Here is a 23743-nt window from a genome sequence, read left to right on the forward strand (position 1 = left end):
GGGATAATTTTATATGTAAAATATTCACACAATAAATTTATCCAAGGTAGAAAAATAGTGAAATAACAGGAGTTAAGTTTATGAAACTATTAAAACTGAAGAAAAATACTTTTATAAAATAGTGAAAGAATATGAAGCACACAAAGTAACAACTAACCTATAACGAATTAGAATCGAAAATTTCTTAGAGTAGAAAAATCGGCTTTTTTTATGTCAAAATTTGCTTAGCGTATACTTTCGTTAAAATGCGGGTGGTATCCCATTTAGAAGAGAAAGTAAAGGACGTCGAAAAAAAGAAATATATCAATGGTGTGGAACCAATGGTAGCCCCTGATCGATTGGAGTGCCAATTCAATACATCCAGGTTTACGGATGTGACGTATCGCTTATTAGGAGAGCGTACCTTATATTTATCAACGATCATGGATGCCCTTAATCGCGAAATTATTAGTTGTGTCATCAACGAATTACAAACACTGACATTAGCGACGAAGACATTGAAACAAGCAATGAGAGGGTGAAAAGTAAAAAATGTCATCCTTCACTCATATCAAGGAAGTATTTATACTGCGAAGGAATTTCAAGCGTATGCCAAACAAAACGGCATCATCACCAGCATGTCCCGTAAAAGAAATTGCCATGATAATGCCGTCATGGAAAGCTTCTTTGGCCATTTAAAAAGTGAAGCTTTCGATTCACAAAAGATAACAAAAGTATCCAAACTGTGCGAAAGATTGTGCTAGAATACATTCATCACTACAATTATGTGAAAATCCAATAAAAATAAAACCACCTATCCCCTAAAGAATTTAGGGAACAGATGGTTTAGGTGTTTTGATATGTGTCCCGTTGTCGGGGGTCACTTTACCTCACGTCGTAAGGGGTTTTATTACTTCGCAAAACTTTCAGCCAACTGTTTCTCTCTCCACATAAATGTAATGCCGAGACCAACTATTAAAACAACGCCTGAAAATGCATATGGATAATGAATATTCATATCAAATAATATTCCGCCCATCGCTGGTCCTGCGATATTTCCTAAACTCGTATAAGTCGAGTTCATACCAGCGACGAATCCTTGCTCTTTTCCGGCTGCTTTTGATAAAAATGTCGTTAAAGCTGGACGAAGTAAATCAAATGCTAAGAAAATGAAGCAAGTAACGAGAAGTACAATCCAATAATTAAAGACTACAGTTGAGACGAATGCTAATACTGCACCTACAATTAAACATATTTGAATTAACACTTTCTCACCGAACATGTCTACCAATTTGCCAAACATAAATACTTGCACAACTACCCCAAAGATTGAACTAATTGTAATAATTGCTGCGATATCTTTCGGCGAGAAGCCAAATTTATGATCAGAGAACAAGCTAAACACTGTTTCATACGCTGATAATCCGAATGCGAGTACAAATACGATAATAAATGCAATTGCATACATTGGATGTAATGATTTCTTTAAATCACCAATAAAACTTGATTCCTTCGTATTAGAAGAAATCTCTGCAAGTTCTTCTTTCGTTAACGGTTCTTTTAAAATAAAGATCGAAATCACACATGCTATAAAAGCAATTACTGCTGCAACGAAAAACGGCACACGTATACCGTATTCTGCAATAAATCCGCCGATTCCAGGACCTATAATGAATCCAGTACTAATAGCCGCAGATAAGTATCCCATCGCCTTTGGACGTTCCTGAATAGATGTAATATCCGCAACATACGCCGTAACACCAGGCATAATAAAAGCAGCACTAATTCCGCCTAATACCCTTGCTACATAAAGCATCCATACATCTTTTCCTAATCCAAAAAGAAGCTCTGAAACACCAAAAATAAATAATCCAATGATTATCATTTTCTTTCTACCGTAAAGATCAACCCACCGGCCTGTAATAGGTGAAGTAATGAGCTGTGCCATTGCAAACACTGCAACGAGATATCCCATCGTCTTCCCTGTTAAATGCATATCATTCATAAAGGACGGCATAACCGGAATGATTAATCCAATCCCTAGAAAAGCGATAAATATATTACTCAAAAGAATGACCAATACCATCTTTTGTTCTTTTATCGGTTTCTTCACTTTTTAACACCTCTTCCCGTAAGTTCCTCTCAAAAAATAATGCCCAAGAAGCTTTTTCTTTATCCTTCTATTTGTGGGCTAGTCATGAGTAGAGATGCCCCCTACTCGTTAGAATTTCACACTATCCTTCCACACATACATACGCATTAGATGAATGACTATCATTCAGTTTTCCTCAAAAATGAACCTACCTTTTCAGACAGGTTCATCTCACTATTTCTTTATATGTAGTGCATGTGTTAAAAAATCTAGTACTTCTGCCTTTTGCAAATCGACTTGCTCATCATCTTTATGATCATATAAATACACTTGTTCCGCTGCTGATTCAACTAGAGCGATAAATAACTTCGCTGTTCGCTCTGCGTGAACCGAATCACGAATTTCACCGGCTTCTTTTGCCTCATTTAAAAATTCACTTAGCCACATATAAAGAGGCTCATACACAGCTTCCCATTCTTTTATATGTTCTGTAGATGCAAGACCAGCATACATTAAAGCTTGTATTTCACGATATTCAGCTATAAAGTGAAACACCGCATCTATTACTTGCGTCACTTTACTTGAGAAAGGCGCATCGTTTTGCACTTTTTCTTTCACTGCAAGTATCATCTTTTCAACCATCACTTCTGCTATTGCAGGCATAACAGATAACTTAGAAGGAAAATATAAATAGAAAGTTCCTTGCGCAATGCCAGCTAATTTCACGATATCAGAAATCTTCGTTTTTTCGACGCCCTTTTCCTGAAACACTTCAATAGCTGCATAGACAATTTTCTCTTTTTTATTCATCATCTAAACCCTTTCACACGCATATTGAATGACTGTCACTCATTTTATAAGATAATCGATTGTACTGTCAATGATAGTGAACTCTAAGAGGAAATCATTTTTTTATAATAAAATCTCCTAATAAACAATTAGGAGATAAAAATACAATATATCTTTAAGAAAGTGCCTTTAATCCTGTCACTCCACATACAATAAGAAACACACTAATGATACGCGCTTTACTTTTCGACTCACCAAACAAGAACATGTTTAACAAAACTGCACCTGCTGTTCCGATACCAATCCAAACCGCATACGCGACACTTACTTGTAAAAATAAGAAGGAAGTATACAAAAATGCGAAGGATGTAGCAAACCCACCGATATAAATCGCACCATTGGCTAATGTCTTATCTTTACTATACATTTTAAGTCCTATCACACCGACTATTTCACTAATTGCAGCACAAAATACGAAAAACCAACCCATTTTTAAGCAGCTCCTTCCACAGTTTCTTCTTTATTATCAGCTAGCTTTAAACCGATAACGCCAGCTACAACCATCACGATAAAAAATAACTTCCCTACACTGAAACTTCCGCCGAAAAGAAATACATCCATTAAAAAAGTACCTACCGTACCAGCTCCAGCGAAAACAGCATATACAGTCCCTGTTGCAAGATGTTCACACGCTTTAGAAAGGAAGTGAAAATCAACAGCAATAACTCCTAAAATAATAATCCAATGCCACCAAGTATCGGCCGTATTAAAACCAAACACCCAAAAAATTTCAAAGATACATGTTAATATGACATATAACCAAGCTCTATTTTTCATACCTCTCACCCTTCATGACTGACTATCAGTCATTTTTATTTTAAAAAAATATACTCTTTCATCAATACTATATAAAAACAACTATCATCCTCATTTACCATTGTATTTGTTCCATTTCTAAGCTAACTGCATCCTGTCACACGAAAATGACTGAATGTCATTCATATATATATATTGTACATGAACATTTTAAAAATTGTCAATGCCGAAAGTTTATTTAAAATTTCTTTCATCCTATTTGTATATTTTTTAATAATCTGTCAATAATGCTAGTAACATAATATTTTCTCCACTCCCCCTTGGAGAGATCCCTTGAATGGAGCAGTTAGCTTTTGCTAGCTGCTCTTTTTTATTTATCCATACACTATGATGAAATACTCATAGATCAAATCCATTTTTCATCACATAACAACCATCTATTTATTTTCCAATGAGCCTTTGTATGCACGAATTTTATTCTCAAGCATCTTCTCTGTAACCTCTAAGTTTTCTCTTTGAATCTGAATAGATTTCCTATGATCTTCTAGGAGCTGTAAACGAGCTTCTGTTGTATGCTCCCCTTCTGTATATAATCTAGCGTATTCTCTTATTTTTGCTATTGGCATTTGCGTTTGTTTTAATTTCATTACAAACTGCAACCACTTTATATGTGACTCTTCGTAAAGTCGATTTCCATTTGTATCACGATTTGCAATCAATATATTTTCCTTTTCATAATAACGTAGTGTATGTGTGCTCACGCCTAATAATTTTGCTACCTCACTAATTGTATACATACTAAACTCCCTCCACATGCTTATCCTTATATATTTTATGAACGTATCAAATTTATAAAAAACATTTGACTTAGAGTATACTCTAACAAATACAATCTAACCATAAATAAATTTGAATTTAGGGGGATTTTATATGAAATACACTGTTATTACTGGTGCAAGTTCCGGAATTGGTTATGAAGCAGCTTTAGCATTTGCATCTCGCGGGAAAAATTTAGTACTTGTAGCTCGAAGACAAGAAGAATTAGATGGATTAAAATTGAAAATTAACGAAATGCATCCAGAGTTAGATGTTGTCATTCGACGAACTGATTTATCTGTTACTGAAGATGTTTATAAACTTTATGAAAGCCTACAAGCTTTTCAAATTGAAACGTGGATTAATAACGCAGGTTTTGGTAATTTCGCCTCAATTGCCGAACAAAATTTAAATAAAATCGAGACGATGTTGCATGTCAATATAGAAGCACTAACAATACTCTCTTCTCTTTTCGTTCGAGATTATTCAATGGTTGACGGAACACAGCTTATTAACGTTTCATCGGGCGGCGGATACACGATTGTTGCTGATGCTGTTACATATTGCGCTACAAAATTTTATGTAAGTGCCTTTACAGAAGGGCTGTCTCACGAACTGAAAGAACAAGGCGCAAAACTGCAAGCAAAGGTTTTAGCACCTGGGGCAACTGAAACAGAATTTGCAAAACGTTCATTTGGTATTGATGAGTTCGAATACGATAATGTTGTACCGAAATTCCACACTGCAAAACAAATGGCACAATTTATGCTCGACCTTTATGATAATGATAAAGTTGTAGGAATTGTCGACGGTTTAACGTATAACTATGAACTTAAAGATCCACTTTATAATTTTGCCGTAAGACAAACGAATTCAAATTCTTAATAACCTGTCCATTTCTTATGGAAATATATGTTCCCACTATATATGTAAATAATAGCGGGAACTTTTTCTCTATAAATTTTTCATCCAACATACCGCACCATCGCCACTTCATCACAATAATCCATCTTTGGGCAATGTCTACAATCAATCCATACTTTCTCTGGCAACGCTTCTTTATTTACAAAATCAAATCCACACTTTTGAAAAAATACTGTTTCATATGTTAAGGAAATTACTCTTCTTACATTTATTTTCGTAGCTTCCTCCATTACATGATTTACGAGCATACGCCCTATTCCTTTCCCTGCATATGTATGCGAAACTACTAACGATCGTATTTCTGCAAGATCTTCCCCTAATACATGCAATCCAGCAACTCCAACAATTCTCTCGTCTTCTTTCATAACATATAAACATTGCAAATATTGATAAAGAGACAAAAGAGAACGTGGTAAAACAACTCCCTCTTTTGCATAAACCTCAATAAGACTATAAATTTCTTTCACATCACTCGTCACCGCATTACAGATTTTCATATTACATCCCCTTGCCCTCGATATTAATATTTATAACTCAAAATGAATTTTAATTCATAATTTTATATAATAATACATCTCTCTTTTCTCCTCGTCAATCAATTTATACAAACAAAAAACCAAGCAATCTAATCGATGCTCGGTTCCTCATTTCGTATCGGCAATACCGTCGAATATTTAATTTCACGAAGTGCTAAACTTGTCTGTATCCTTGTAATACCAAGCTTATTCAGTTTTCTAATAAACTGCTCTAGTTCTTTACGATCACGATTTGCAACCTTTAATAAATAATCGTACTCTCCTGTTAAACAGTGACATTCTAACACTTCAGGCATCGATTCTAATTCTTTCTCCAACACTTCCAACTTGTCAAATTGATGAATATTCGTACTCATAAAAATAAAGCATAATAAATCAAACCCAAGCTTTTCTTGATTTAAAATCGCAACTTGCTTATCGATGAAACCTTCCCCATCTAACCTTTTTATTCTTGCATGCATCGCAGCCGGTGATAATTTAACGCGACGTGCCAGCTCTGCATTACTTACTTGTGAATCCTTCTGCAATATATCTAAAATTTGTACATCCAAATCATCCAACACTTTAATAACAGACGACTCCATTACAATTCCTCCTTTTTTCTTACCGATGATTATTCGAAAAAACAACTTATAATTTATATAAAACTGAATATTTTTCTGTAAATATCATTTCAAACTAAATATTTTATCGAGTTTTCACCATTATACAAAAGAATATATTACACAATAAAGAAAAATGCTAAAATTATTTACAATAAGTATTGATTACAAAAAAGGGGATTTTATCATGCCTTATTTTTACGTCTTTTTACTATTACTAACGAGCTTATTATGGGGAGGAAATTTCGTCGTTGGAAAATCACTCGTCGATCATGCATCACCTATGACACTGACAAGTTTAAGGTGGCTGATTGCGATTGTTTGTTTATTACCAATGGTATGGTTTAAAGAAAAGAAAATCCTTCCACCACGTACCGCGATACTTCCGTTAATATTCATGGGAATTTCAGGAGTCGCTCTTTTTAACATCTTTCAATTTTTAGCATTAGAAAAAACATCCGCTACGAATGTAGGTCTTATTTCTACATTGAATGCAATTTCAATCGCATTATTTTCAGTATTATTTCTAAAAGAAAAAGTAAATACACTTCAAATCCTATCCATGATTCTTTCATTCTTCGGGGTCATCCTCGTCCTATTAAAAGGTGATTTCTCGCTTTTATTTTCACTACATTTTAATAGCGGTGATTTATGGATGATTGCAGCGGTTTGTATTTGGGGAATCTATTCTGTTTGTAGTAAATGGGCAACAAAAACAACTACACCACTTATGGCAACGTTGTACTCTGGTATTTTCGGCGTTATTTTATTACTACCGTTTAACATAGGTAGCTTCACTGTTTCAAATATAAATACTTCTTTCATCACATCACTTTTATATACTGGGCTTATTTCGACAGTTCTTTGTATGGTATTTTGGAATATTGGCGTACAAAAATTAGGCGCAACTACATCAGGTATTTTTCTAAACTTCAATCCAATTTTCACAGCCATTTTAGCATTCATATTTCTCGGAGAAGAATTAACGTGGATACAAATTTTAGGGACAATTGTCGTTGTAACAGGATGTTATTTATTTTCTCATTTCAAAACTGTTGCCGTTCAGCCAACTAGACCTTTAATACGAAAACATTCTTAATGAAAAAACATCGTCATCTAGGTTGGCGATGTTTTTATTTACTCTTCATTTCTCTTATATACTGCTTTTCCTCTTCTGGCGATAAACGTTCCGTCGCCTTGCCAGTATCTCCACCTTGAAGGCTCCATAAAAAGTTATGCTCCTCAACAGTTTGAGAAAAATCTCCTTTTTCCCACCTATTTATAATAGAAAATAACTTCATTTTATATTGAAAACCTGTACTATTTTCAATATCTCTTTTTACATTAGAAATTTCCTTTTTTGTCATCTCTACAAATCCCCATTTTTCAGAGGATTTTACCTTTTGGTGCACCATTTTATGCATAGTAGAAATAATTTCACCTTCACTAATTTGCGGAGCTTCTTCTGCAGCTTTTTTCTCTTTTTCGTTTGCCGCTCGCTCGGTTTGAATATTTTTATTTTCTTTTTCCACATATGCAAGCAATTTCTTTCCGCCAACTATAGACGAGAAAATTACTATAATTGTAATGCATATACCTACGATCCATTTAAAAAGCATTATCTCTTCATCGCTTCCCTAACAATATGACTATCTACATATTGCTTAAACTTCACGATTTTTCCGTTCTCAAGTTGCCATACATGAACAAATTCTGCTTCAAATGATTTTCCTGTTTCTTTATAAACTCCAGAATACATACCTTCAGCAATAATTACATCTTTTCCGTTTACTTCATGATATGTATTTACACTTGCTTTATAATCATCCCATTCTGATCCTAAACGGCTAAATACATTTTCCATTATAGCTTCTATGCCTTTATATGTTCCGCCGTACGGAAAACCTTCTGCCTCTGTCCATTCCACTTTTTCAGAGAGGGCTTCTGCTAAATGCTTTGCATTCGAAGAAGCTGATCCTTCATACGTGCTTTTAATAATTTCTAAATTTGATTTAGGCATATTACTTCCTCCCGTTTATTTATTTTTACACAAGACGTAACCACAACAGTTACATCTTGTGTAAAAAAACATTTAAATTGTTTTACTCTTAATCTATTAGCTGTAATCATTATAGTTACAATAATTCTTCAAGTCAACATTTATAAATAAAATTTACTTCGTTTTCATTACTTTCTCTTTTAAGAAACGATCTACATATCCTTCTGCTTTTACTACGAATAAATACGCACCCATTGATAATAATGCAAGATCTAATTCATATCCTGGATTCTTTCCATCTCCTAATAAACCTGCTGCTCCATTTACCTTTACGATAGCTCCAGCTAAAATAAGAGCGAATAACAATCCTACATATCGTACACCTAAACCGATAATTAATAATATACCACCAACTAATTCAACTGTTGCTACGCCGTATGCAAGGCCACCTGGTAAACCGATGCTTGTAAACCACCCTGCTACATTATCGATACCTGATTGAAACTTTGCTAAACCATGTGCAAAGAACGTAACTCCTAACACGATACGAATAATTAAATTCCCAATATATTGATTCATTTTGAACTCTCCTTTTTGTTTTGTTATGGTGAACTTTTATTTACAAGTCAAAACAATACGGTATTTTATTTCATTCGTCAAATACTTTTTTAAAGAAAACAAAAACATTATCCGTTTTACGGATAATGTTTTCTTACAAAATAGCGCTAATTCAAGCTTTTATTCTATCGCATAGAAAAAGTTGAAACATTTTTCCAGCGCCAATATAAGGCAGCAAAGAAACGTCCTCTTCCACAACCATTCCAACAACATTCACTTTCTCATCTACAGGTAAATCATATGTGGCAACTTGCATCTCCCCTGCATATCTACCGTACAATTCATTATCAATTGTAATGCTCCCTTTCTTTCTTACAATTGTATGCATCGGCTTTATCACCACTCTATTTCCTTCCCTTGATTCTACAGATCGAATAACATCACGAGACGGATCTAGTCTATTTGTATGCACTTGCTCTACCACTTTTAATACTTCTTTATCAGTTATAAATGATTTGTAACGCAATGGAATAATCCCTCTACTTGCACTAGCTACTTCGTGCATACTTTCTAAACTTGCGCTTATATCTCCAATCAATACTTTATCAACACCACAATCTTGTACAAGTTCTAAGTACACTTCAAGCGGGCGCATATTGCGATGTTTTTCTAACGTTGGTAACCCTTCATATAACGGACCACGTTTTTCCGCATCTCCTGGAATAAATGCCATTGTCTTTATTCCGCACTTCTGTAAATATTGATTTTGTTTTTGTAAGAAGGACTTTGCTAGTCCTGTCTCTGGGCGCGGGTAAAAATTGTGCCATGCTTCTACATTCTCTACTCTTATATGTTCTGTAAGTAATTCTTTCCAAAATGACTTTGTAATCGTACTCGCATTTAAAGCTACTTTCATCTTATGAGATACGCTTGCAATTTCTTTTGGCGCAATGCCGTAATCCATTCTTAAACCGGTAATACCCCAGTCCAATAGCTCTTCCACATTTTCATATGTTAGCCCTAAATGGTGTAACGATTTTGGAGAAACATCAACCATTAGCTCCATTTCATGTGCAAAAGCTTGTTTCCCTAATATTTGAATTAACTCTTTATACGTATTTGGATCATCTTCTGGAATGTGCAGTGATGTAAAAATAGATGTAAACCCATGTTCCTTCGCTACTTTTAGCCACTCTTCTTGTTTCTCTACTCGTTCTTTTGAAAGATAAATGGAAACTCCGATCATATAAATCTCCCTCTCTATTAATAGAAAAAGAGAAAGGAATCCCTTTCTCTATATGTTTTCTGCCATTTCTTCTTTAAATCCGAAGAAGTACGTAAAGATAAATCCGAAAGCATATGCAATTACTAAACCTAAGAAATATAGTAAATATTTATTGTCAGCAATTAACGGAATTAAAGATAGCCCTGATACACCAATTCCAAGAGAAGCTGTTTGCATAACTGCTTGGAATGCACCACCGACAGCCGCTCCTAAACAAGCAGTAATAAACGGTTTCCCAAGTGGTAATGTAACCCCGTATAATAGCGGCTCACCAATTCCTAAAAAGCCAACTGGCAATCCACCTTTAATTACATTTCGAAGTCGTTTGTTTTTTGTTTTCACATAAATCGCAATTGCTGCGCCCACTTGGCCAGCACCAGCCATTGCTAGTACTGGTAATAAAGGTGTTACGTGTGTTTGATTAATAAATTCCATGTGAATTGGTGTTAAACCGTGATGCAATCCGACCATAACGAGAGGTAAAAATGTTCCCGCAAGTACTGCGCCAGCAAATGCTCCGCCAATATTTAAAATCGCATTAATTCCGCTCGTAATACCATCTGATAAGAAACCTGCTAATGGCTGAATTGCTAACATCGTTACGATACTTACAACTAATACAGTAATGAGTGGTGTCACGATTATATCAACTGCATTCGGCACTGCTTTTCGAACTTGTCTTTCCACTACAACCATAAGCCATGCTGCAAAAATAACTGCGAACAATCCGCCCCGTCCGGGCACTAATGCTTCACCAAACAATTTTACGTTTGCCATCGCCGGATTGAAAATTAAAATACCAGCAATTGCCCCAAGAACCGGTGTCCCGCCGAACTCTTTCGCTGTATTCCAACCAACTAAAATTCCTAAGAATGTAAAGATACCGCCGCCAATGAGTAGTAACATTTGTAACCACGTTGCATTTGGATCAGCACCAGCGTTTTTCGCAAAGTTAGCAACCCCGTTTATAATTCCTGACGCAACAAGACCTGGAATTAATGGGATGAAAATACTTCCTATTTTTCGTAAAAAGTTTTTCACCGGTGTATTATTTTTCTTCTTAATCTCTGATTTCATCTCTTGCCCAATATCTTCAAGGTGATGATCTGCTACCTCACCAATTCGTAGTCCTGTCAAACCTTCCATTTCAGCTGCCACTTTATTTACTGTTCCTGGACCAACGACAACTTGAAGCGTCTCATCTTCTATAACACCCATAACGCCTTCAACTTTTTTCAAAAGGTCCATATTTACTTTACTTTCATCATGAAGCGTTAATCGTAGTCTCGTCATACAATGAGCAATACTACGAATATTTTTTATTCCTCCAAGTTGCTCCGAAATTTCCTTGGCCATTCTCTCTTCTTTCTTCATAATAGAATCCCCCTCCCTATTATTTTATAGTGCTTTCTTCACAAACCCTTTAGCGTATTTTAGTTTCTCCAGTGCTTCCCCATATTCACACTGCAACAACACCATAACAATGGCAGCTTTTACGTTACGTTCTGTCTTTTCATAATACTCTGCCGCTACTTCATAACTAGCGCCTGTTGCTTCCACAATAATTCGTTTTGACCGTTCTACTAACTTTTCATTTGTGGATTGAACATCTACCATTAAGTTTTTATATACTTTTCCTACACCAATCATCGAAGCTGTTGAAATCATATTCAACACTAATTTTTGTGCTGTACCAGCTTTTAAACGCGTTGATCCTGTTAATATTTCTGCACCTGTCTCTACTTCCACATTTAACTTTGCATATTTACTTATTTCAGCATTTTTATTACAAGAAATACTCGCTGTACTCGCTCCTACACTCTGTGCGTATTTCAAGCCGCCAATTACGTAAGGAGTTCTGCCACTTGCAGCAATTCCAATCACTGTATCTTTCTCATTTAATCCAATACTTTTTAAATCTTCTTCTGCTAACTCTTCGCGATCTTCGGCACCTTCCACCGCTTTAGTAAACGCTTTCAATCCACCTGCTATAAATCCTTGCACCATTTTATCATCCGTGCCAAATGTCGGCGGACATTCCACTGCATCTAGAATACCTAAACGACCACTCGTACCAGCACCAATGTAAATTAAACGTCCCTCTTCTTCAAAAGATTTAATAACAGTCTGTACAACCTTTTCAATTTGTTCTATCTCTTTTTCAACTGCTAACGCAACAGTTCGATCTTCTTCATTCATACTTTGTAACACTTCTTTTATGCTCATCTCATCCAAATTCATTGTTTTCTCATTACGATGTTCTGTCGATAAATTTTCTAACATATTGCCACCCTCTTTGAAATTATATTTCACACTTTTATTATAACTTTAAGAAACTAAAAATCAATCACTCTTTCTTATTTTATGAAATAAAATTTCACGACATGACATATTTTTGTCAAAGATCATAAAGTGAAACTTTAATCAGTGTGGGTTTTGTTCATCCCCACTGATTATTAGCCCGCACCAATCGGGCATTTACGGGCAGTTGATCCCCACCTAACTTTCTTTGCTTCCGCTGAATTTTGAAGTGAGGGTCTTACTGCACGGCAAATAGGGGGATAAAAAAAGATGAGTCTCCTCATCTTTTCTTCTACTTTAACTTCCGTAACCGCAACGCTTCTTCTCGTGTCTCCATAAATTGATTCAATACTTTATTACCAATTCGATTGAAAGTAATCACATATAAAGCATCGATCATATTCAATTGCGTCATTCTCGAAGCAATACTCGCAATACGATGATCTTGTTCTACATCTGGCATACAAAGGCGAATATCCGCTTCTTTATATAACGGTGATGATTGATCTAGTTTCGTAATTCCAATAACAGTTGCACCTTGTCTCTTTGCATACTGCGCCATTTCAAGCACATCTTTCGTTCGACCAGATGTTGAAATCGCAACAAATATATCGCCTTCTTTTAAATTCGTCACAAGCGGCAACATCATATGAAAATCAGATAGCATCATCGCTGTAAATCCGAGCCTTGTAAATTTATAAGCTCCGTCCATCGCCGGAGTAGCTGATCCACCTACTCCATAAAAGATAATTTTATCGGCATTTACAATACGATCTGCAGCTTTTTCAAGTTCTTTTTTATCTATCGCCGTCACGCTCGCCTCAATTGCAGCTTTATTCACATAAGTAACTTTATTAAATAAATCATACGGTCCATCTTCTGTATTCATCACTGAAAAATCGTTAATATTATAATCAGCAATCGTTAATTCACGAACGAGTGCTATCTTAAATGCTTTAAAACTTCCGATTCCAATCGATTTACAAAAGCGAACGACACTCGCTTCACTTGCGCCTGCATTCGTTGACACTTCTTTCGTCGTTAAATTCGGTACAATCTCTGCATTCTCCACTATGTACATGGCAACCTTCTTCTCAGCTGGTGAAAATTGATCCATATTACTTTCAATTTTAAATAGTAATGTTGAAGCTTTCACTATTTAACCTCCACTTCTTACGGTTGCGTTCACTTATTTTCTCTTGCTTCAATAAGGTAAAAACCATCATCGCCAGGAGGATGAAACACATTTACAATGCGATTCCCTTTTTGATAAACAGTTCTTTCCCCTTCTGTCCACTTCTTTTCCCAACCGTTCATCCAAATCGCAACATCAGGTAAAAAAGCAGTATATTTCAGCTTCTGACCGTACTCACCATCTGCTTCTTCCGAAAAAATAGAAACCGGAAAATCTTTCACTTTTGATTCTTTCCATGCAGTAAATGGTATACATACTGCAATAAGTACGATTACACCAATAACCTTCTCCTTCGTAATCTGCACACTTCCCTCTCCTTGTCATATCACATACATAGATTTTACCATAATTACAAACCCTTCATGCTATATGATCATTGCTTTTGGGAATAAAAAAAGAGCTTACCTACATCAGATAAGCCCTTCCTCTCTATACAAAATATTTCTTCAAAAGTGGCGGTGTAATAATCGTCGTCAATATAACAACAATAACAATCGCTGTGAAATTTTCTTTCGCTAATAAATTCGCCGTAAGTCCATTTGCAGCGATGATAAGCGCTACTTCACCACGTGATACCATCCCCGCGCCAATACTAATAGAAGATTGGAGATTAAATCCTGTCAGTCTCGCTCCTAAACCTGATCCGATTAACTTTGTGAAAATTGCAATGAGAGTCATAATAATAATGAACCAAAGCTGGCTTCCAATGCCTTGAAATGTAATTTCCATTCCGATACTTACGAAGAATACTGGAACAAATATTGCATAAGCAATCGGTTCAATTTTATGTTCCACCTCATGCTTATACTCTGTTTGAGAAATAGCAATTCCTGCTGCAAATGCTCCAATAATGCCTGCAATTCCCATCATTTCACTGTAATAAGAAAAAGAGAAGCAAATAATAAGAGCCGCGCTAATTAACGCTTCTGTTACACGAAGCGGTACAAGCATTTTCATAATCCAAGGAACGACTTTCCAAGCAATAAAAACAATACTTACAAAGAAAATAATTTTCTTTACAATGACAAGTGTTATATTCACATCTTGTGTTCCTAAAAAACTCATTACAAATGCCAATAAAATAACGACAATGACATCATCAAATACGGCAGCACCTAAAATTGTTGTACTTTCTCTCGTATTCATTTTTCCTAGATCACGTAGCGTCTGGACCGTAATACTAACCGATGTTGCGCAAAGTAATAACCCTAAAAAAATGGCATGGGACTGTATTAATCCAAACAGCAATCCTGTTACATAACCACCGATGAAAGGAAAAATAATTCCACCAGCCGCTACTGCAAATGACGATTTCAAATTCCGATTTAACTCTTCTAAATCCGTTTCAAGTCCCGCCATAAACATAAGCAACAAAACACCAATCTCACTCAGTTCATCAATCAGTTCAGAACTATTAATAATACCGAGTACAGCCGGACCGATAATAATACCGACAATTAACTTACCAAGTACAGAAGGCTGACCAAGTCTTACACTAATGTCACCAGCTAATTTCGTACAAAGTAAAATGACGACAAGTTCAAAATAAAATAACATAGCATCTGCTCCTACTTTAACTTTAATCAGTGGGTCGTTAACCCCCGTCCATTTCTGCAAGTAGTTTCCCCTATTGATCCGCATTTTATTTGTCATATTTTTATTTGACAAAATATTCTGAATTATATTAAGATTAATCCAGCAATTTTAAAAACTATATACCATAACTGCACCTCCACTTCCTTACTTACTCTTTTTTAATGGGCTCATACTATAGTCGCAGTTATGGAAATGAAAAAACGGGGGGAGAGTCCAAAGTGAAGTCATTATTACGAAAAAAAGCGCTTAGTACTGAATCACCAAAGCAGCTAGCTAGAACATTAACTGCACTCGATTTAACGTTTTTAGGAATCGGCGCCGTAATTGGGACAGGGATCTTTGTATTAACAGGTATTGTTGCAGCAAAACATTCTGGTCCTGGTATTATGCTATCATTCCTTATTGCTGCATTTACTTGTGCTTGTGTAGCCTTTTGTTACGCTGAATTTGCTTCTTCTATTCCTGTCTCAGGAAGTGTGTATACTTACGCATACATGACAGTCGGAGAAGTCGTCGCCTTCATCGTTGGATGGTGTTTAATGCTCGAATATTTACTTGCCGTTGCAGCAGTAGCTGTCGGTTGGTCTGGTTATTTGCAATCATTACTACAAGGGTTCAATATACACCTGCCCGCCATAATCGCCTCGGCCCCCGGCGTAGGAAAAGGTGGTCTCATCGATTTACCTGCTGTCTGTATTTTACTTCTTATTACTGGTCTTTTAAGTTTCGGTATACGCGAAAGCGCTCGCATTAATAATATTATGGTTCTTATCAAGCTAGCAGTTATTATCGCTTTTATCGTAGCAGGCGCAAAATATGTAAAACCTGAAAACTGGACACCGTTCATTCCATTCGGATACGACGGTATTATTACTGGCGCTGCCACTGTGTTTTTCGCCTTTTTAGGTTTTGATGCAATCGCAACCGCTGCAGAAGAAACGAAAAAACCGCAGCGTGATTTACCAATTGGTATTATCGGTTCTCTTCTTATTTGTACTGTTTTATATATGATTGTATCTTTCGTTTTAACAGGTATGGTTCCTTATACGCAATTAGACGTTTCTGATCCAGTTGCATTTGCATTGCATTTCGTTGGTGAGGATACAATTGCAGGACTACTCGCTGTTGGAGCGATGACTGGAATGACAACCGTCCTCTTAGTCGTTATGTATGGACAAGTTCGCGTTTCATATGCAATGAGCCGTGACGGTCTACTTCCAAAAGCGTTAGCACGTGTAAATAAAAGAGTAAAAATCCCTTTATTAAATACGTGGATTACTGGCGTTGTTGCTGCTTTATTAGCAGGCCTTTTAGACTTACATTTGCTAGCGAATTTAGTAAACATCGGCACGTTAACAGCCTTTACATTCGTTTGCTGCGCAGTACTTATTTTACGAAAAACACATCCTGACTTAAAACGCGGATTCCGCACACCTTTCGTACCTGTACTACCAGTTGTCGCGATTCTTTGCTGCTTATATTTAATGATCAATTTGTCTAAAACAACATGGATTAGCTTTGCAGTTTGGCTTATAGTCGGCTTATGCTTCTATTTCTTCTACTCTAGAAAGCATAGTCATTTAGCTATTGAAAAAACAAATGATGAACAGAAAAAAGCATAACAAAATAGCTCGCCGATAAAATGGCGAGCTATCTTTCTGTACTATTATATTTTTTCGTTAACGATTGTAAAATGAAAAATATGCCGATGCAAGCTGTAAACCATGCCCAATTTCCTATTGGTGTCGAGTATTTGATCATTCCAATACCCACAAGCACTAAGAAAATAATCACCTGATATATGAGCTTCCACTTTTGCATATATTCCCTCCTTTACTTCGTGCCCTTCTTTTTCTTCTTCCAGGCATTCAAACTATCAAAGAAGAAGTTAATAAATAACGTTCCTAATCCTGCTAATAAAAACGTCATTAAGAATAAAACCCAAATACTTTTATCTTTTAATAAATAATATCCTACAAGGAGCACAACCGCGATCCATACATATTCAAGAATTCTTTTTAGCTTTTTCTGTTCCAAATTATTCGCTCCTTCTTTCTATGCTACTTTTAGTATAACAAAAAAGAAGCCTATCATGATAAGCTTCTTTTCTTCTCTCTTATTTGTTCATACTTTTTTCAACAAGTGAAATCGCATACTCTAATGTACGATTCATCGTTTCTACCTGTGCATCTTTTACTTGCACATCTTGTAATACAGCTTCTGCAACTGTAATTTTTTGTTGCAATGATTTCACTGAACCATCTGTTACATTTACAGCTTGCGCTTTCTTCACTACTGCTTTTGCAGATTCAATATTGATCTGTAATTTTTCTTTCGTTGTTTTTGGTTGTTCTTCTGCCACTTTTGATTGTACGAATGTTACATTAGCTGATTTTAATTCGGTATATGTTTGAATAATTTGTTCCCCAGTACTTCCTACATTTTCAAATGCTTGCTTTGCAATGTTATAGCTTTTCTCTAATTCTTGAAAGGCTTCCTTTGAATATTGACCTGGCTTATCACCAAATTCATACGTACTAACTAACACTTCTTTTACTTTTCCAAGCTCTTCAAATAACGCATTTACTTGCCCTAACTTCGTACGGTTAGAAAACTCATTGTATGATGCTAATACTTCTGAAGAACTTAAAGCTTTACTATATAATTTTGCTAACGCGATTTGTCCATTTAACGGAATACCACCATTTCCGTTACTATCAGGATCCGCTCCAAATGCAAATGGTACGTTCGGGTTATAAACTTTTCCTTGAGCTGGCTGACTATTTACTTTTTTACCATCTACGTAAATTGCCACTTCGCTTCCGTTATACGTTCCTGTTAAATGATACGTTTTGTTCGCTTCTAATTGAACACCAACACGTTTATAGCTACCTCCAATGTGAGCCCATAATTCAACATATCCACTTCCTGTAGACTCAAATCCAATTCCGCCGCTCTCTGTATTTTGCAAAATACCTTGTCCGCGAATTTCATTCATTGAAAATACAGTTTCTAATGTAAACGTATTTACTATTTTCTCTTTTTGTGCTGCTGAAAATGGAAGGTATCCAAATGTATTTGCTTTTCCGTTTAACTTCATAACATTCTTCTTCAATGCTTTATCATATTCAATAGTCACATTGCCCTTCACATCACCTTTTGTACCAAATGGTGAATTGTCTTTAAATGTACCATCTGCAAAGTTTACATCGAAAACATCAGCTTTTGGTACTTTCACATTCGGGTCAATATTATCTTTTTTCGTAGTAATTTCCGCAGTTAACGGCTGCGCGGTTTCATTGCCAAATGAATCAATCGCAACTACTTCAAGTGTATATGCTTTCCCGCCATCTAATCCCGCAAGTGTAAATGTAAGATCTTTTGGCACTGGATCACGATAAAACTCTGAGAATGCTAACAATTTATTCTTTATTTCTCCAGTCTGCTTATCTTTAGCTTGTACACGATAAGAATGAACAAGAAGATTGTCCAATGCTTGCGGGAATGTTACTGTTGCCGCATTTTCTGTTACATTTGATATAGCAAGCTTTGCATCTTTAGCAAAGAAAGGCTTTTCTTTATCACGATCTTCTACATGAGTAAATGTTTCTTTCTTTGCCGGTAACTGGATTTTCCATGGCTCGCCTGTCCAAGAATTCGTATGGAAATCACGGCGATTAATCGTCACTTCTTTATCATCTACTTCTACTAATAAACCTTGGCTTAACGTACTAGCTCCTGGCGGAATATTTCCTTGTACTTTACCACCTTCAACTTCCATATAACTTACTGAAGATGTACCAACTGATGTAAAGTCTTTTTGATGAATCGATCTTGGATCGTCTAACGGATAATGCGAATGACCCGAAAACGTAATAACTTGTGGGTATTCTTTTAATACTGCATTAATTTTCGTGCTATCTTGTGTTCCCCATTCCTGACTACCGTACACTGTATCTTTAATATGTTGATGTAAAAATACAAAAATCGGTTTTTCTGGATCATCTTTTTGTGCTTTTGCCATTTCTTCTTTTAACCAATTAATTTGCTTGTCCGAATAATAACCATGTGTTGTTCCATTCTCTGGAGACATAACAAGGAAGTGATAACCTTTTACCACTTTATGATAATAAATTGATTCCATACCTGTTTTTTCTAAAAATCTCTTTTGCGCTCCAGCTTCTGATAAGCCATTCCAATAATCATGATTCCCTAGAGAATTCATTCGTACCGCATCTTTATTTGCATTTTCATTATATACTTGCATGAAACGATCATACTGTTGTACCGATCCTGAATCAGTAAAGTCTCCCACAATTACGAACGCATCTTGCTTCGGTGCTAATGCATTAAACTGTTCAATCGCTCTTTTCCAGCGAAACGTATCATCCGTTCCACTATTTTTAATATGTACATCACTTACAACTGGAAAAACTATCTTCTTCTCACTTGATGCCTTTTCTTGCTTTTTCTCTTCTGCTTTAACTGATGTGCTCCATGGAAATGATACGAATGCTAATACAAAAACCATCAATAATCCAATAAGGCCTTTTACTTTTCGTAAATCAGTTCTGTCCACGTAAATCCTCCTCATATAATGAATTAATTACAATGGTTATTGTATCGAACACATATTAACTTCGTTTAAAGTGAAAATGAAATTTATTTAACTTTTGTAAATATACAGTCATTTTTCTGTAACATCCAACATTACTTGTATTATCTTATACAAGTACCTTGTGTCTAACAGACTCTTATTCATTATTATGATTTGGAAGCCTATTAAACAAACTTTCCTGAAATTTTTCGCCCCTTTATTAACACAACTATCGTTTTCCAACATTTAATAGTAATAAAAAGAAAGTATGAAGGGAGGAGCTACTAATGGCTTGTAAAAAAAATATCGGCTGTTATGCCCCTTTATCTATCATCTGCCCTCCCTATGATCCACCTAATCCACCAGAACCACCAGGCTGTGAATTAATTACAAATGAATTTGCCGGTAATTTTCTTATAACAAAAGAAATTCCACCACCTTCTGAAAATCCTACATTAATCTTATGGGAAGGAGATGGTGTAGTTAAAATATCTGGTACCATTTCTGTGTATAATAGTACTAGTAGTACTGCAGGAATTACCGTTCAAATTATCGGAAAGGTGACAAATACTTTTACAGTCTATCCTGGCAACACAATGTCATATACAGGTCAATCCTTACAATCTGTGGCTATCATTGATATTCCAAATAACCCAACCCGATATATGGAAGGAAAATATTGTTGTCAATTCTCATTTTGCTTATAAATTTCTTCACCACCTTAACTTACAAACTATATAAAAAAGCATACCACTTGGTATGCTTTTGCTTATGAAATTGGATAACGTACTGTCAGACATAATTGTCCTTGGCTTACTCCCGTTCCTGTTGTTACAATTTGAATTGTAGTAAAGTATCTTACTGTAAATGATCCACTGCTTTGTGGTTGTACAGTAATTGTATTCACCACTGTCGCTCCTACTAAAAAATTCACCGTAATTGGAGCTGTACCTACATCATATTTCACATAACCTGATGCATATAAATCTTGCGTAATATTATTCGTATACACTGTTTCAGTTACCGCACCAGTAGCAGCCCAATCTATACATACCTGATCTTGAACAAGTGTTTTACTGGAACAGCATGATAAGTTAGAATTGTACATCTTAGCCCTCTCCTTTTCTATTATGAAAGTGGATAACGTGTAGTTATACAAAACTCCCCTTGATATGTTCCAGCTGTTGCAGCAGGTAAAGTTACTTCAATTGTTACGAAACGACGGTACGTAAAAGCTATACTTGTTCCTGGGTTTAATGTTTGTGTATCAATTGTAGCGCCTGCTGCATCTAAAACTGTCAGTGTGATCGGAGCCGGTCCGACGTCATATCGAACAAACCCTGTTCCAATCATATTTTGATTAATATTATTGTTGTACAGTACATTCGTAATAGCAGTCGCCACTACAGTTCCTGACCACGGACTACACACTTTATCTTGCACATAATTTTTATCTGGACAACAAGTTAACGCTGACCCTGAGCACTCACAAGACATAGTTGTTTCCCCTCTCTCTTTTATATTCCCTATATGTGTATGTCCCCCAGAGTCTTTTGCCTGTACTATTCATCTATTTTCAAAAAATATTCAAATGACTAGATAGATTCCGTTTTGTTTCTTTTTTTCATATATTTATAGACAAAGATACTAGCAACAATAAGAATAACGCCTCCTAATATCGGTAGCATATATTGTCCAACAACATCTGCTGCTTTTTCCCAATGTGGACCTAATTTCATTCCAAAATAAACATACAAAGTCGTTAACGGGAACATTGCTACAAATGTATAAATACTAAATTTCCATATGTTCATTTTTGCCATACCACATGGAACAGAAATAAGCGTTCGCACTCCAGGTACAAAGCGTCCAACAAATGCTACAACTGGTCCATATTTCTCAAAGAAATCATCTGCTTTTTGAATTTGTTCTTCTTTAATAAAGAAGTATTTTCCGTATTTTATTAATAGCGGACGACCACCGTAATAACCGAGTGCATATAACGTTAAAGGTCCTGTCGTTCCACCAAGTGTCCCTGCTAATACAGCCAACCAAAAATTCATATCTCCCTCGTATACCCAATACCCAACCATAGGCAACACTACTTCTGCCGGAATAAATTCAAACGTTAATGCTAACACAACTCCAAAATAAGAAAACTGCTTTAAAAACTCGATTATATCTAAAATAATTTGCTCCATATTTTTAACTCCTATCCTACGTTTACGTTATGCTTTTCTTGTAATTGAACTGGCGCCATTTTTACAATTCGGTTCAAAATAAATAACACAACTCCAATATCATCTAAAATACCGATAAACGGTAGGAAGTCTGGAATTAAATCGAGCGGCATCGCTACATACCCAACTAAAAAAGCAACAGATAAAATTTTCTTCTTTATTGAAACCTCTTTTGAAGTAAAAAAGTCAAATAGGAATGGAACAAATCGGCGAACATGAAATACAACTCTTAATCTACTAATAAGTTTTTTCATTTTTATATCTCCTCTCTTTGTATACGAAAAGGACCCTACCAAATATGGTAAGGGTCCTCAAAAAGACAGAAAGGGGCCTTTACCATTGCTGGTAAAGGTCTCACTAACAACGAAACGTTGCCAATAAAGCCGAGGGTTTCTCCCTGTAATGACGACTTTATTGTAATAAGTTACTCCCCTTTATACACAATTTTATACACTCACATTAAAATATTTCAGAGGGCTTGTCAATATATTTTATATTCCAATCCCTTCCGTAAAAAACAAAAAACGTATAGGAAATTTCTTACTATCTCATAATATACATAACCATTTTTGAACGAAGGGAGATGTTTCATTTGCATACCGTCTGGAAAGGCGCACTTTCACTTGGACTATTAAATATAGGAATTAAACTATACAGTGCCGTAGAAGAAAACGACATAAAATTTTTAAGTCTCCATAAAGAATGCTTAACACCTATTAAATATAAAAAGTTCGCTCCCGATTGTACGGATGAAGAAATTGATGATAACGATATTGTAAAAGCCTATGAATACGCACCTCATAAATATATTATTATGGATGAAAAAGAATTAGCTGAATTACAACAAGCTCTTGAACCACGATCCATTCGTATTATATCTTTTGTCCAAAATAACGAAATTGATTCTGTTCTTTATGATCGCTCTTATTTTATAGGACCTACCCCAGGACATGAAAAATCCTATTTATTATTAAAAGAAGCTCTTGAACGTACAAATAAACTTGGGCTTATTCATATTTCTATTAGAAAAAAACAACATTTAGCTATTATCCGTAACTTTGAAGATGGACTAATGTTACAAACCATCCACTACCCTAATGAAATTCGCGCTATAACAAATACACCTAACTTACCAAGTAACGAAAATTATCCTATACAAAAACAAGAACTCACCGCAGCAATTAATTTAATCCACCACCTTACAAATCCTTTTGAACAAGAAATGTATACAGATGAATATAAAGAAGCCCTTACCGAATTAATCGAGAATAAAATTGAACAACAGGAAAAAACTGAAACAATCTCTCCAACTCCGAACATCATTAATATTATGGAGACATTACAGGCAAGCATTGAACAAGCAAAAATAAAAAGAGACAATAAAACAGAAAAAGAGGCCAAATAAAATTGACCTCTTT

28 protein-coding genes and 1 pseudogene are annotated in these 23743 nt (G+C 35.5%); 6 read left to right on the top strand and 23 right to left on the bottom strand.

Going from position 1 to position 23743, the window contains the following annotated elements:
* Positions 1–287 precede the first annotated feature (287 nt).
* Positions 288–829: pseudogene (locus tag ACQGSG_RS13715) on the top strand (DDE-type integrase/transposase/recombinase); the annotation flags it as partial.
* 60 nt (positions 830–889) lie between these two features.
* Here the strand turns inward: ACQGSG_RS13715 and ACQGSG_RS13720 are convergent.
* The 5 genes from ACQGSG_RS13720 to ACQGSG_RS13740 all read right to left on the bottom strand — a co-directional run bounded on the left by ACQGSG_RS13720 (position 890) and on the right by ACQGSG_RS13740 (position 4473).
* Positions 890–2092 (bottom strand): MFS transporter, encoded by a 1203-nt coding sequence (locus ACQGSG_RS13720; protein ID WP_000742956.1) that lies wholly within the window; start codon positions 2090–2092, stop codon positions 890–892.
* A 213-nt stretch (positions 2093–2305) separates the two neighbouring features.
* Positions 2306–2884 carry a TetR family transcriptional regulator gene (locus ACQGSG_RS13725; RefSeq protein WP_001999151.1) on the bottom strand — a complete coding sequence of 193 codons (579 nt, stop codon included), beginning with the start codon at positions 2882–2884 and terminating at the stop codon, positions 2306–2308.
* Positions 2885–3035: 151 nt separating this feature from the next.
* The gene (locus ACQGSG_RS13730) at positions 3036–3350 is read right to left on the bottom strand and encodes a DMT family transporter (protein WP_000539671.1); all 315 of its coding nucleotides are present in this window, start codon (positions 3348–3350) and stop codon (positions 3036–3038) included.
* A 2-nt stretch (positions 3351–3352) separates the two neighbouring features.
* On the bottom strand, positions 3353–3697 hold the full coding sequence (locus tag ACQGSG_RS13735) for a DMT family transporter (RefSeq protein ID WP_000796016.1): 345 nt from the start codon (positions 3695–3697) through the stop codon (positions 3353–3355).
* 416 nt (positions 3698–4113) lie between these two features.
* Positions 4114–4473 (bottom strand): MerR family transcriptional regulator, encoded by a 360-nt coding sequence (locus ACQGSG_RS13740; protein WP_098595458.1) that lies wholly within the window; start codon positions 4471–4473, stop codon positions 4114–4116.
* A 133-nt stretch (positions 4474–4606) separates the two neighbouring features.
* On the opposite strand from ACQGSG_RS13740, the gene ACQGSG_RS13745 reads away from it, so the two are divergent.
* A complete protein-coding gene (locus ACQGSG_RS13745; RefSeq protein ID WP_000878073.1) occupies positions 4607–5377 on the top strand; it encodes an SDR family NAD(P)-dependent oxidoreductase in 771 nt (256 codons plus the stop codon).
* An 80-nt stretch (positions 5378–5457) separates the two neighbouring features.
* Here the strand turns inward: ACQGSG_RS13745 and ACQGSG_RS13750 are convergent, their stop codons facing one another.
* Positions 5458–5913, bottom strand: a complete 456-nt coding sequence (locus ACQGSG_RS13750; protein WP_000686666.1) for an N-acetyltransferase — start codon at positions 5911–5913, stop codon at positions 5458–5460.
* Positions 5914–6041: 128 nt separating this feature from the next.
* Positions 6042–6536: an Lrp/AsnC family transcriptional regulator gene (locus ACQGSG_RS13755; protein ID WP_084065430.1), complete on the bottom strand. Its 495-nt coding sequence runs from the start codon at positions 6534–6536 to the stop codon at positions 6042–6044.
* Between the two features lie 205 nt (positions 6537–6741).
* Between ACQGSG_RS13755 and ACQGSG_RS13760 the strand changes: the two genes are divergently transcribed.
* A complete protein-coding gene (locus tag ACQGSG_RS13760) occupies positions 6742–7653 on the top strand; it encodes a DMT family transporter (RefSeq protein ID WP_097842361.1) in 912 nt (303 codons plus the stop codon).
* A gap of 34 nt (positions 7654–7687) precedes the next feature.
* Here the strand turns inward: ACQGSG_RS13760 and ACQGSG_RS13765 are convergent, their stop codons facing one another.
* From ACQGSG_RS13765 to ACQGSG_RS13805, 9 genes are all read right to left on the bottom strand, one after another.
* A complete protein-coding gene (locus ACQGSG_RS13765; protein WP_000897980.1) occupies positions 7688–8173 on the bottom strand; it encodes a PRK06770 family protein in 486 nt (161 codons plus the stop codon).
* Positions 8173–8574 (bottom strand): nuclear transport factor 2 family protein, encoded by a 402-nt coding sequence (locus tag ACQGSG_RS13770; protein WP_001126688.1) that lies wholly within the window; start codon positions 8572–8574, stop codon positions 8173–8175. Before ACQGSG_RS13770 ends, ACQGSG_RS13765 begins: the two co-directional genes overlap by 1 nt.
* 153 nt (positions 8575–8727) lie before the next feature.
* Positions 8728–9132, bottom strand: a complete 405-nt coding sequence (locus ACQGSG_RS13775; RefSeq protein WP_001077751.1) for a DoxX family protein — start codon at positions 9130–9132, stop codon at positions 8728–8730.
* Between the two features lie 151 nt (positions 9133–9283).
* Positions 9284–10357: a MupG family TIM beta-alpha barrel fold protein gene (locus ACQGSG_RS13780; protein ID WP_325842980.1), complete on the bottom strand. Its 1074-nt coding sequence runs from the start codon at positions 10355–10357 to the stop codon at positions 9284–9286.
* Positions 10358–10405: 48 nt separating this feature from the next.
* The gene (locus ACQGSG_RS13785; protein WP_000711293.1) at positions 10406–11770 is read right to left on the bottom strand and encodes a PTS transporter subunit EIIC; all 1365 of its coding nucleotides are present in this window, start codon (positions 11768–11770) and stop codon (positions 10406–10408) included.
* 24 nt (positions 11771–11794) lie between these two features.
* The gene (murQ, locus tag ACQGSG_RS13790; protein ID WP_426947508.1) at positions 11795–12679 is read right to left on the bottom strand and encodes an N-acetylmuramic acid 6-phosphate etherase; all 885 of its coding nucleotides are present in this window, start codon (positions 12677–12679) and stop codon (positions 11795–11797) included.
* A 310-nt stretch (positions 12680–12989) separates the two neighbouring features.
* Positions 12990–13853, bottom strand: coding sequence for a MurR/RpiR family transcriptional regulator (locus ACQGSG_RS13795; protein WP_325842981.1), 864 nt, complete (start codon positions 13851–13853; stop codon positions 12990–12992).
* A 29-nt stretch (positions 13854–13882) separates the two neighbouring features.
* The gene (locus tag ACQGSG_RS13800; RefSeq protein ID WP_325842982.1) at positions 13883–14197 is read right to left on the bottom strand and encodes an outer surface protein; all 315 of its coding nucleotides are present in this window, start codon (positions 14195–14197) and stop codon (positions 13883–13885) included.
* 124 nt (positions 14198–14321) lie between these two features.
* The gene (locus ACQGSG_RS13805; protein WP_061113410.1) at positions 14322–15545 is read right to left on the bottom strand and encodes a cation:proton antiporter; all 1224 of its coding nucleotides are present in this window, start codon (positions 15543–15545) and stop codon (positions 14322–14324) included.
* A 161-nt stretch (positions 15546–15706) separates the two neighbouring features.
* On the opposite strand from ACQGSG_RS13805, the gene ACQGSG_RS13810 reads away from it, so the two are divergent.
* A complete protein-coding gene (locus tag ACQGSG_RS13810; protein ID WP_084065439.1) occupies positions 15707–17110 on the top strand; it encodes an amino acid permease in 1404 nt (467 codons plus the stop codon).
* 28 nt (positions 17111–17138) lie between these two features.
* On the opposite strand, the gene ACQGSG_RS13815 is transcribed toward ACQGSG_RS13810, so the two are convergent.
* The 3 genes from ACQGSG_RS13815 to ACQGSG_RS13825 all read right to left on the bottom strand — a co-directional run bounded on the left by ACQGSG_RS13815 (position 17139) and on the right by ACQGSG_RS13825 (position 20067).
* Positions 17139–17309 (bottom strand): hypothetical protein, encoded by a 171-nt coding sequence (locus ACQGSG_RS13815; protein ID WP_001174850.1) that lies wholly within the window; start codon positions 17307–17309, stop codon positions 17139–17141.
* A 12-nt stretch (positions 17310–17321) separates the two neighbouring features.
* On the bottom strand, positions 17322–17525 hold the full coding sequence (locus ACQGSG_RS13820; protein WP_000435800.1) for a hypothetical protein: 204 nt from the start codon (positions 17523–17525) through the stop codon (positions 17322–17324).
* Between the two features lie 79 nt (positions 17526–17604).
* Positions 17605–20067 carry an FN3 and LamG domain-containing metallophosphoesterase family protein gene (locus ACQGSG_RS13825; protein ID WP_325842983.1) on the bottom strand — a complete coding sequence of 821 codons (2463 nt, stop codon included), beginning with the start codon at positions 20065–20067 and terminating at the stop codon, positions 17605–17607.
* Between the two features lie 305 nt (positions 20068–20372).
* Here ACQGSG_RS13825 and ACQGSG_RS13830 point away from each other — a divergent pair, with 305 nt between their 5' ends.
* The gene (locus ACQGSG_RS13830) at positions 20373–20792 is read left to right on the top strand and encodes an S-Ena type endospore appendage (protein WP_000752308.1); all 420 of its coding nucleotides are present in this window, start codon (positions 20373–20375) and stop codon (positions 20790–20792) included.
* 62 nt (positions 20793–20854) lie between these two features.
* Here the strand turns inward: ACQGSG_RS13830 and ACQGSG_RS13835 are convergent, their stop codons facing one another.
* From ACQGSG_RS13835 to ACQGSG_RS13850, 4 genes are all read right to left on the bottom strand, one after another.
* Positions 20855–21193, bottom strand: a complete 339-nt coding sequence (locus ACQGSG_RS13835) for a DUF3992 domain-containing protein (RefSeq protein WP_000282809.1) — start codon at positions 21191–21193, stop codon at positions 20855–20857.
* Positions 21194–21213: 20 nt separating this feature from the next.
* Positions 21214–21582, bottom strand: coding sequence for a DUF3992 domain-containing protein (locus ACQGSG_RS13840; RefSeq protein WP_001277547.1), 369 nt, complete (start codon positions 21580–21582; stop codon positions 21214–21216).
* 98 nt (positions 21583–21680) lie between these two features.
* Positions 21681–22286: a DedA family protein gene (locus tag ACQGSG_RS13845; RefSeq protein WP_000435017.1), complete on the bottom strand. Its 606-nt coding sequence runs from the start codon at positions 22284–22286 to the stop codon at positions 21681–21683.
* Between the two features lie 11 nt (positions 22287–22297).
* Positions 22298–22579 carry a YkvA family protein gene (locus ACQGSG_RS13850; RefSeq protein WP_000733854.1) on the bottom strand — a complete coding sequence of 94 codons (282 nt, stop codon included), beginning with the start codon at positions 22577–22579 and terminating at the stop codon, positions 22298–22300.
* Positions 22580–22917: 338 nt separating this feature from the next.
* Here ACQGSG_RS13850 and ACQGSG_RS13855 point away from each other — a divergent pair, with 338 nt between their 5' ends.
* Positions 22918–23730 (top strand): Ku protein, encoded by an 813-nt coding sequence (locus tag ACQGSG_RS13855; RefSeq protein ID WP_098396375.1) that lies wholly within the window; start codon positions 22918–22920, stop codon positions 23728–23730.
* Positions 23731–23743 lie beyond the last annotated feature (13 nt).

Origin of the sequence: Bacillus sp. GMa5/1 (assembly GCF_050172015.1) — a bacterium.
Taxonomy (GTDB): domain Bacteria; phylum Bacillota; class Bacilli; order Bacillales; family Bacillaceae_G; genus Bacillus_A; species Bacillus_A cereus.

Excerpts from the sequence above, each read along its gene's own strand:
- ACQGSG_RS13725 (WP_001999151.1), bottom strand. The coding sequence starts at position 2,884 with ATGATGAATAAAAAAGAGAAAATTGTCTATGCAGCTATTGAAGTGTTT.
- ACQGSG_RS13730 (WP_000539671.1), bottom strand. The coding sequence starts at position 3,350 with ATGGGTTGGTTTTTCGTATTTTGTGCTGCAATTAGTGAAATAGTCGGT.
- ACQGSG_RS13735 (WP_000796016.1), bottom strand. The coding sequence starts at position 3,697 with ATGAAAAATAGAGCTTGGTTATATGTCATATTAACATGTATCTTTGAA.
- ACQGSG_RS13740 (WP_098595458.1), bottom strand. The coding sequence starts at position 4,473 with ATGTATACAATTAGTGAGGTAGCAAAATTATTAGGCGTGAGCACACAT.
- ACQGSG_RS13745 (WP_000878073.1), top strand. The coding sequence starts at position 4,607 with ATGAAATACACTGTTATTACTGGTGCAAGTTCCGGAATTGGTTATGAA.
- ACQGSG_RS13750 (WP_000686666.1), bottom strand. The coding sequence starts at position 5,913 with ATGAAAATCTGTAATGCGGTGACGAGTGATGTGAAAGAAATTTATAGT.
- ACQGSG_RS13755 (WP_084065430.1), bottom strand. The coding sequence starts at position 6,536 with ATGGAGTCGTCTGTTATTAAAGTGTTGGATGATTTGGATGTACAAATT.
- ACQGSG_RS13760 (WP_097842361.1), top strand. The coding sequence starts at position 6,742 with ATGCCTTATTTTTACGTCTTTTTACTATTACTAACGAGCTTATTATGG.
- ACQGSG_RS13765 (WP_000897980.1), bottom strand. The coding sequence starts at position 8,173 with ATGCTTTTTAAATGGATCGTAGGTATATGCATTACAATTATAGTAATT.
- ACQGSG_RS13770 (WP_001126688.1), bottom strand. The coding sequence starts at position 8,574 with ATGCCTAAATCAAATTTAGAAATTATTAAAAGCACGTATGAAGGATCA.
- ACQGSG_RS13775 (WP_001077751.1), bottom strand. The coding sequence starts at position 9,132 with ATGAATCAATATATTGGGAATTTAATTATTCGTATCGTGTTAGGAGTT.
- ACQGSG_RS13780 (WP_325842980.1), bottom strand. The coding sequence starts at position 10,357 with ATGATCGGAGTTTCCATTTATCTTTCAAAAGAACGAGTAGAGAAACAA.
- ACQGSG_RS13785 (WP_000711293.1), bottom strand. The coding sequence starts at position 11,770 with ATGAAGAAAGAAGAGAGAATGGCCAAGGAAATTTCGGAGCAACTTGGA.
- murQ (WP_426947508.1), bottom strand. The coding sequence starts at position 12,679 with ATGTTAGAAAATTTATCGACAGAACATCGTAATGAGAAAACAATGAAT.
- ACQGSG_RS13805 (WP_061113410.1), bottom strand. The coding sequence starts at position 15,545 with ATGACAAATAAAATGCGGATCAATAGGGGAAACTACTTGCAGAAATGG.
- ACQGSG_RS13815 (WP_001174850.1), bottom strand. The coding sequence starts at position 17,309 with ATGCAAAAGTGGAAGCTCATATATCAGGTGATTATTTTCTTAGTGCTT.
- ACQGSG_RS13830 (WP_000752308.1), top strand. The coding sequence starts at position 20,373 with ATGGCTTGTAAAAAAAATATCGGCTGTTATGCCCCTTTATCTATCATC.
- ACQGSG_RS13835 (WP_000282809.1), bottom strand. The coding sequence starts at position 21,193 with ATGTACAATTCTAACTTATCATGCTGTTCCAGTAAAACACTTGTTCAA.
- ACQGSG_RS13840 (WP_001277547.1), bottom strand. The coding sequence starts at position 21,582 with ATGTCTTGTGAGTGCTCAGGGTCAGCGTTAACTTGTTGTCCAGATAAA.
- ACQGSG_RS13845 (WP_000435017.1), bottom strand. The coding sequence starts at position 22,286 with ATGGAGCAAATTATTTTAGATATAATCGAGTTTTTAAAGCAGTTTTCT.
- ACQGSG_RS13850 (WP_000733854.1), bottom strand. The coding sequence starts at position 22,579 with ATGAAAAAACTTATTAGTAGATTAAGAGTTGTATTTCATGTTCGCCGA.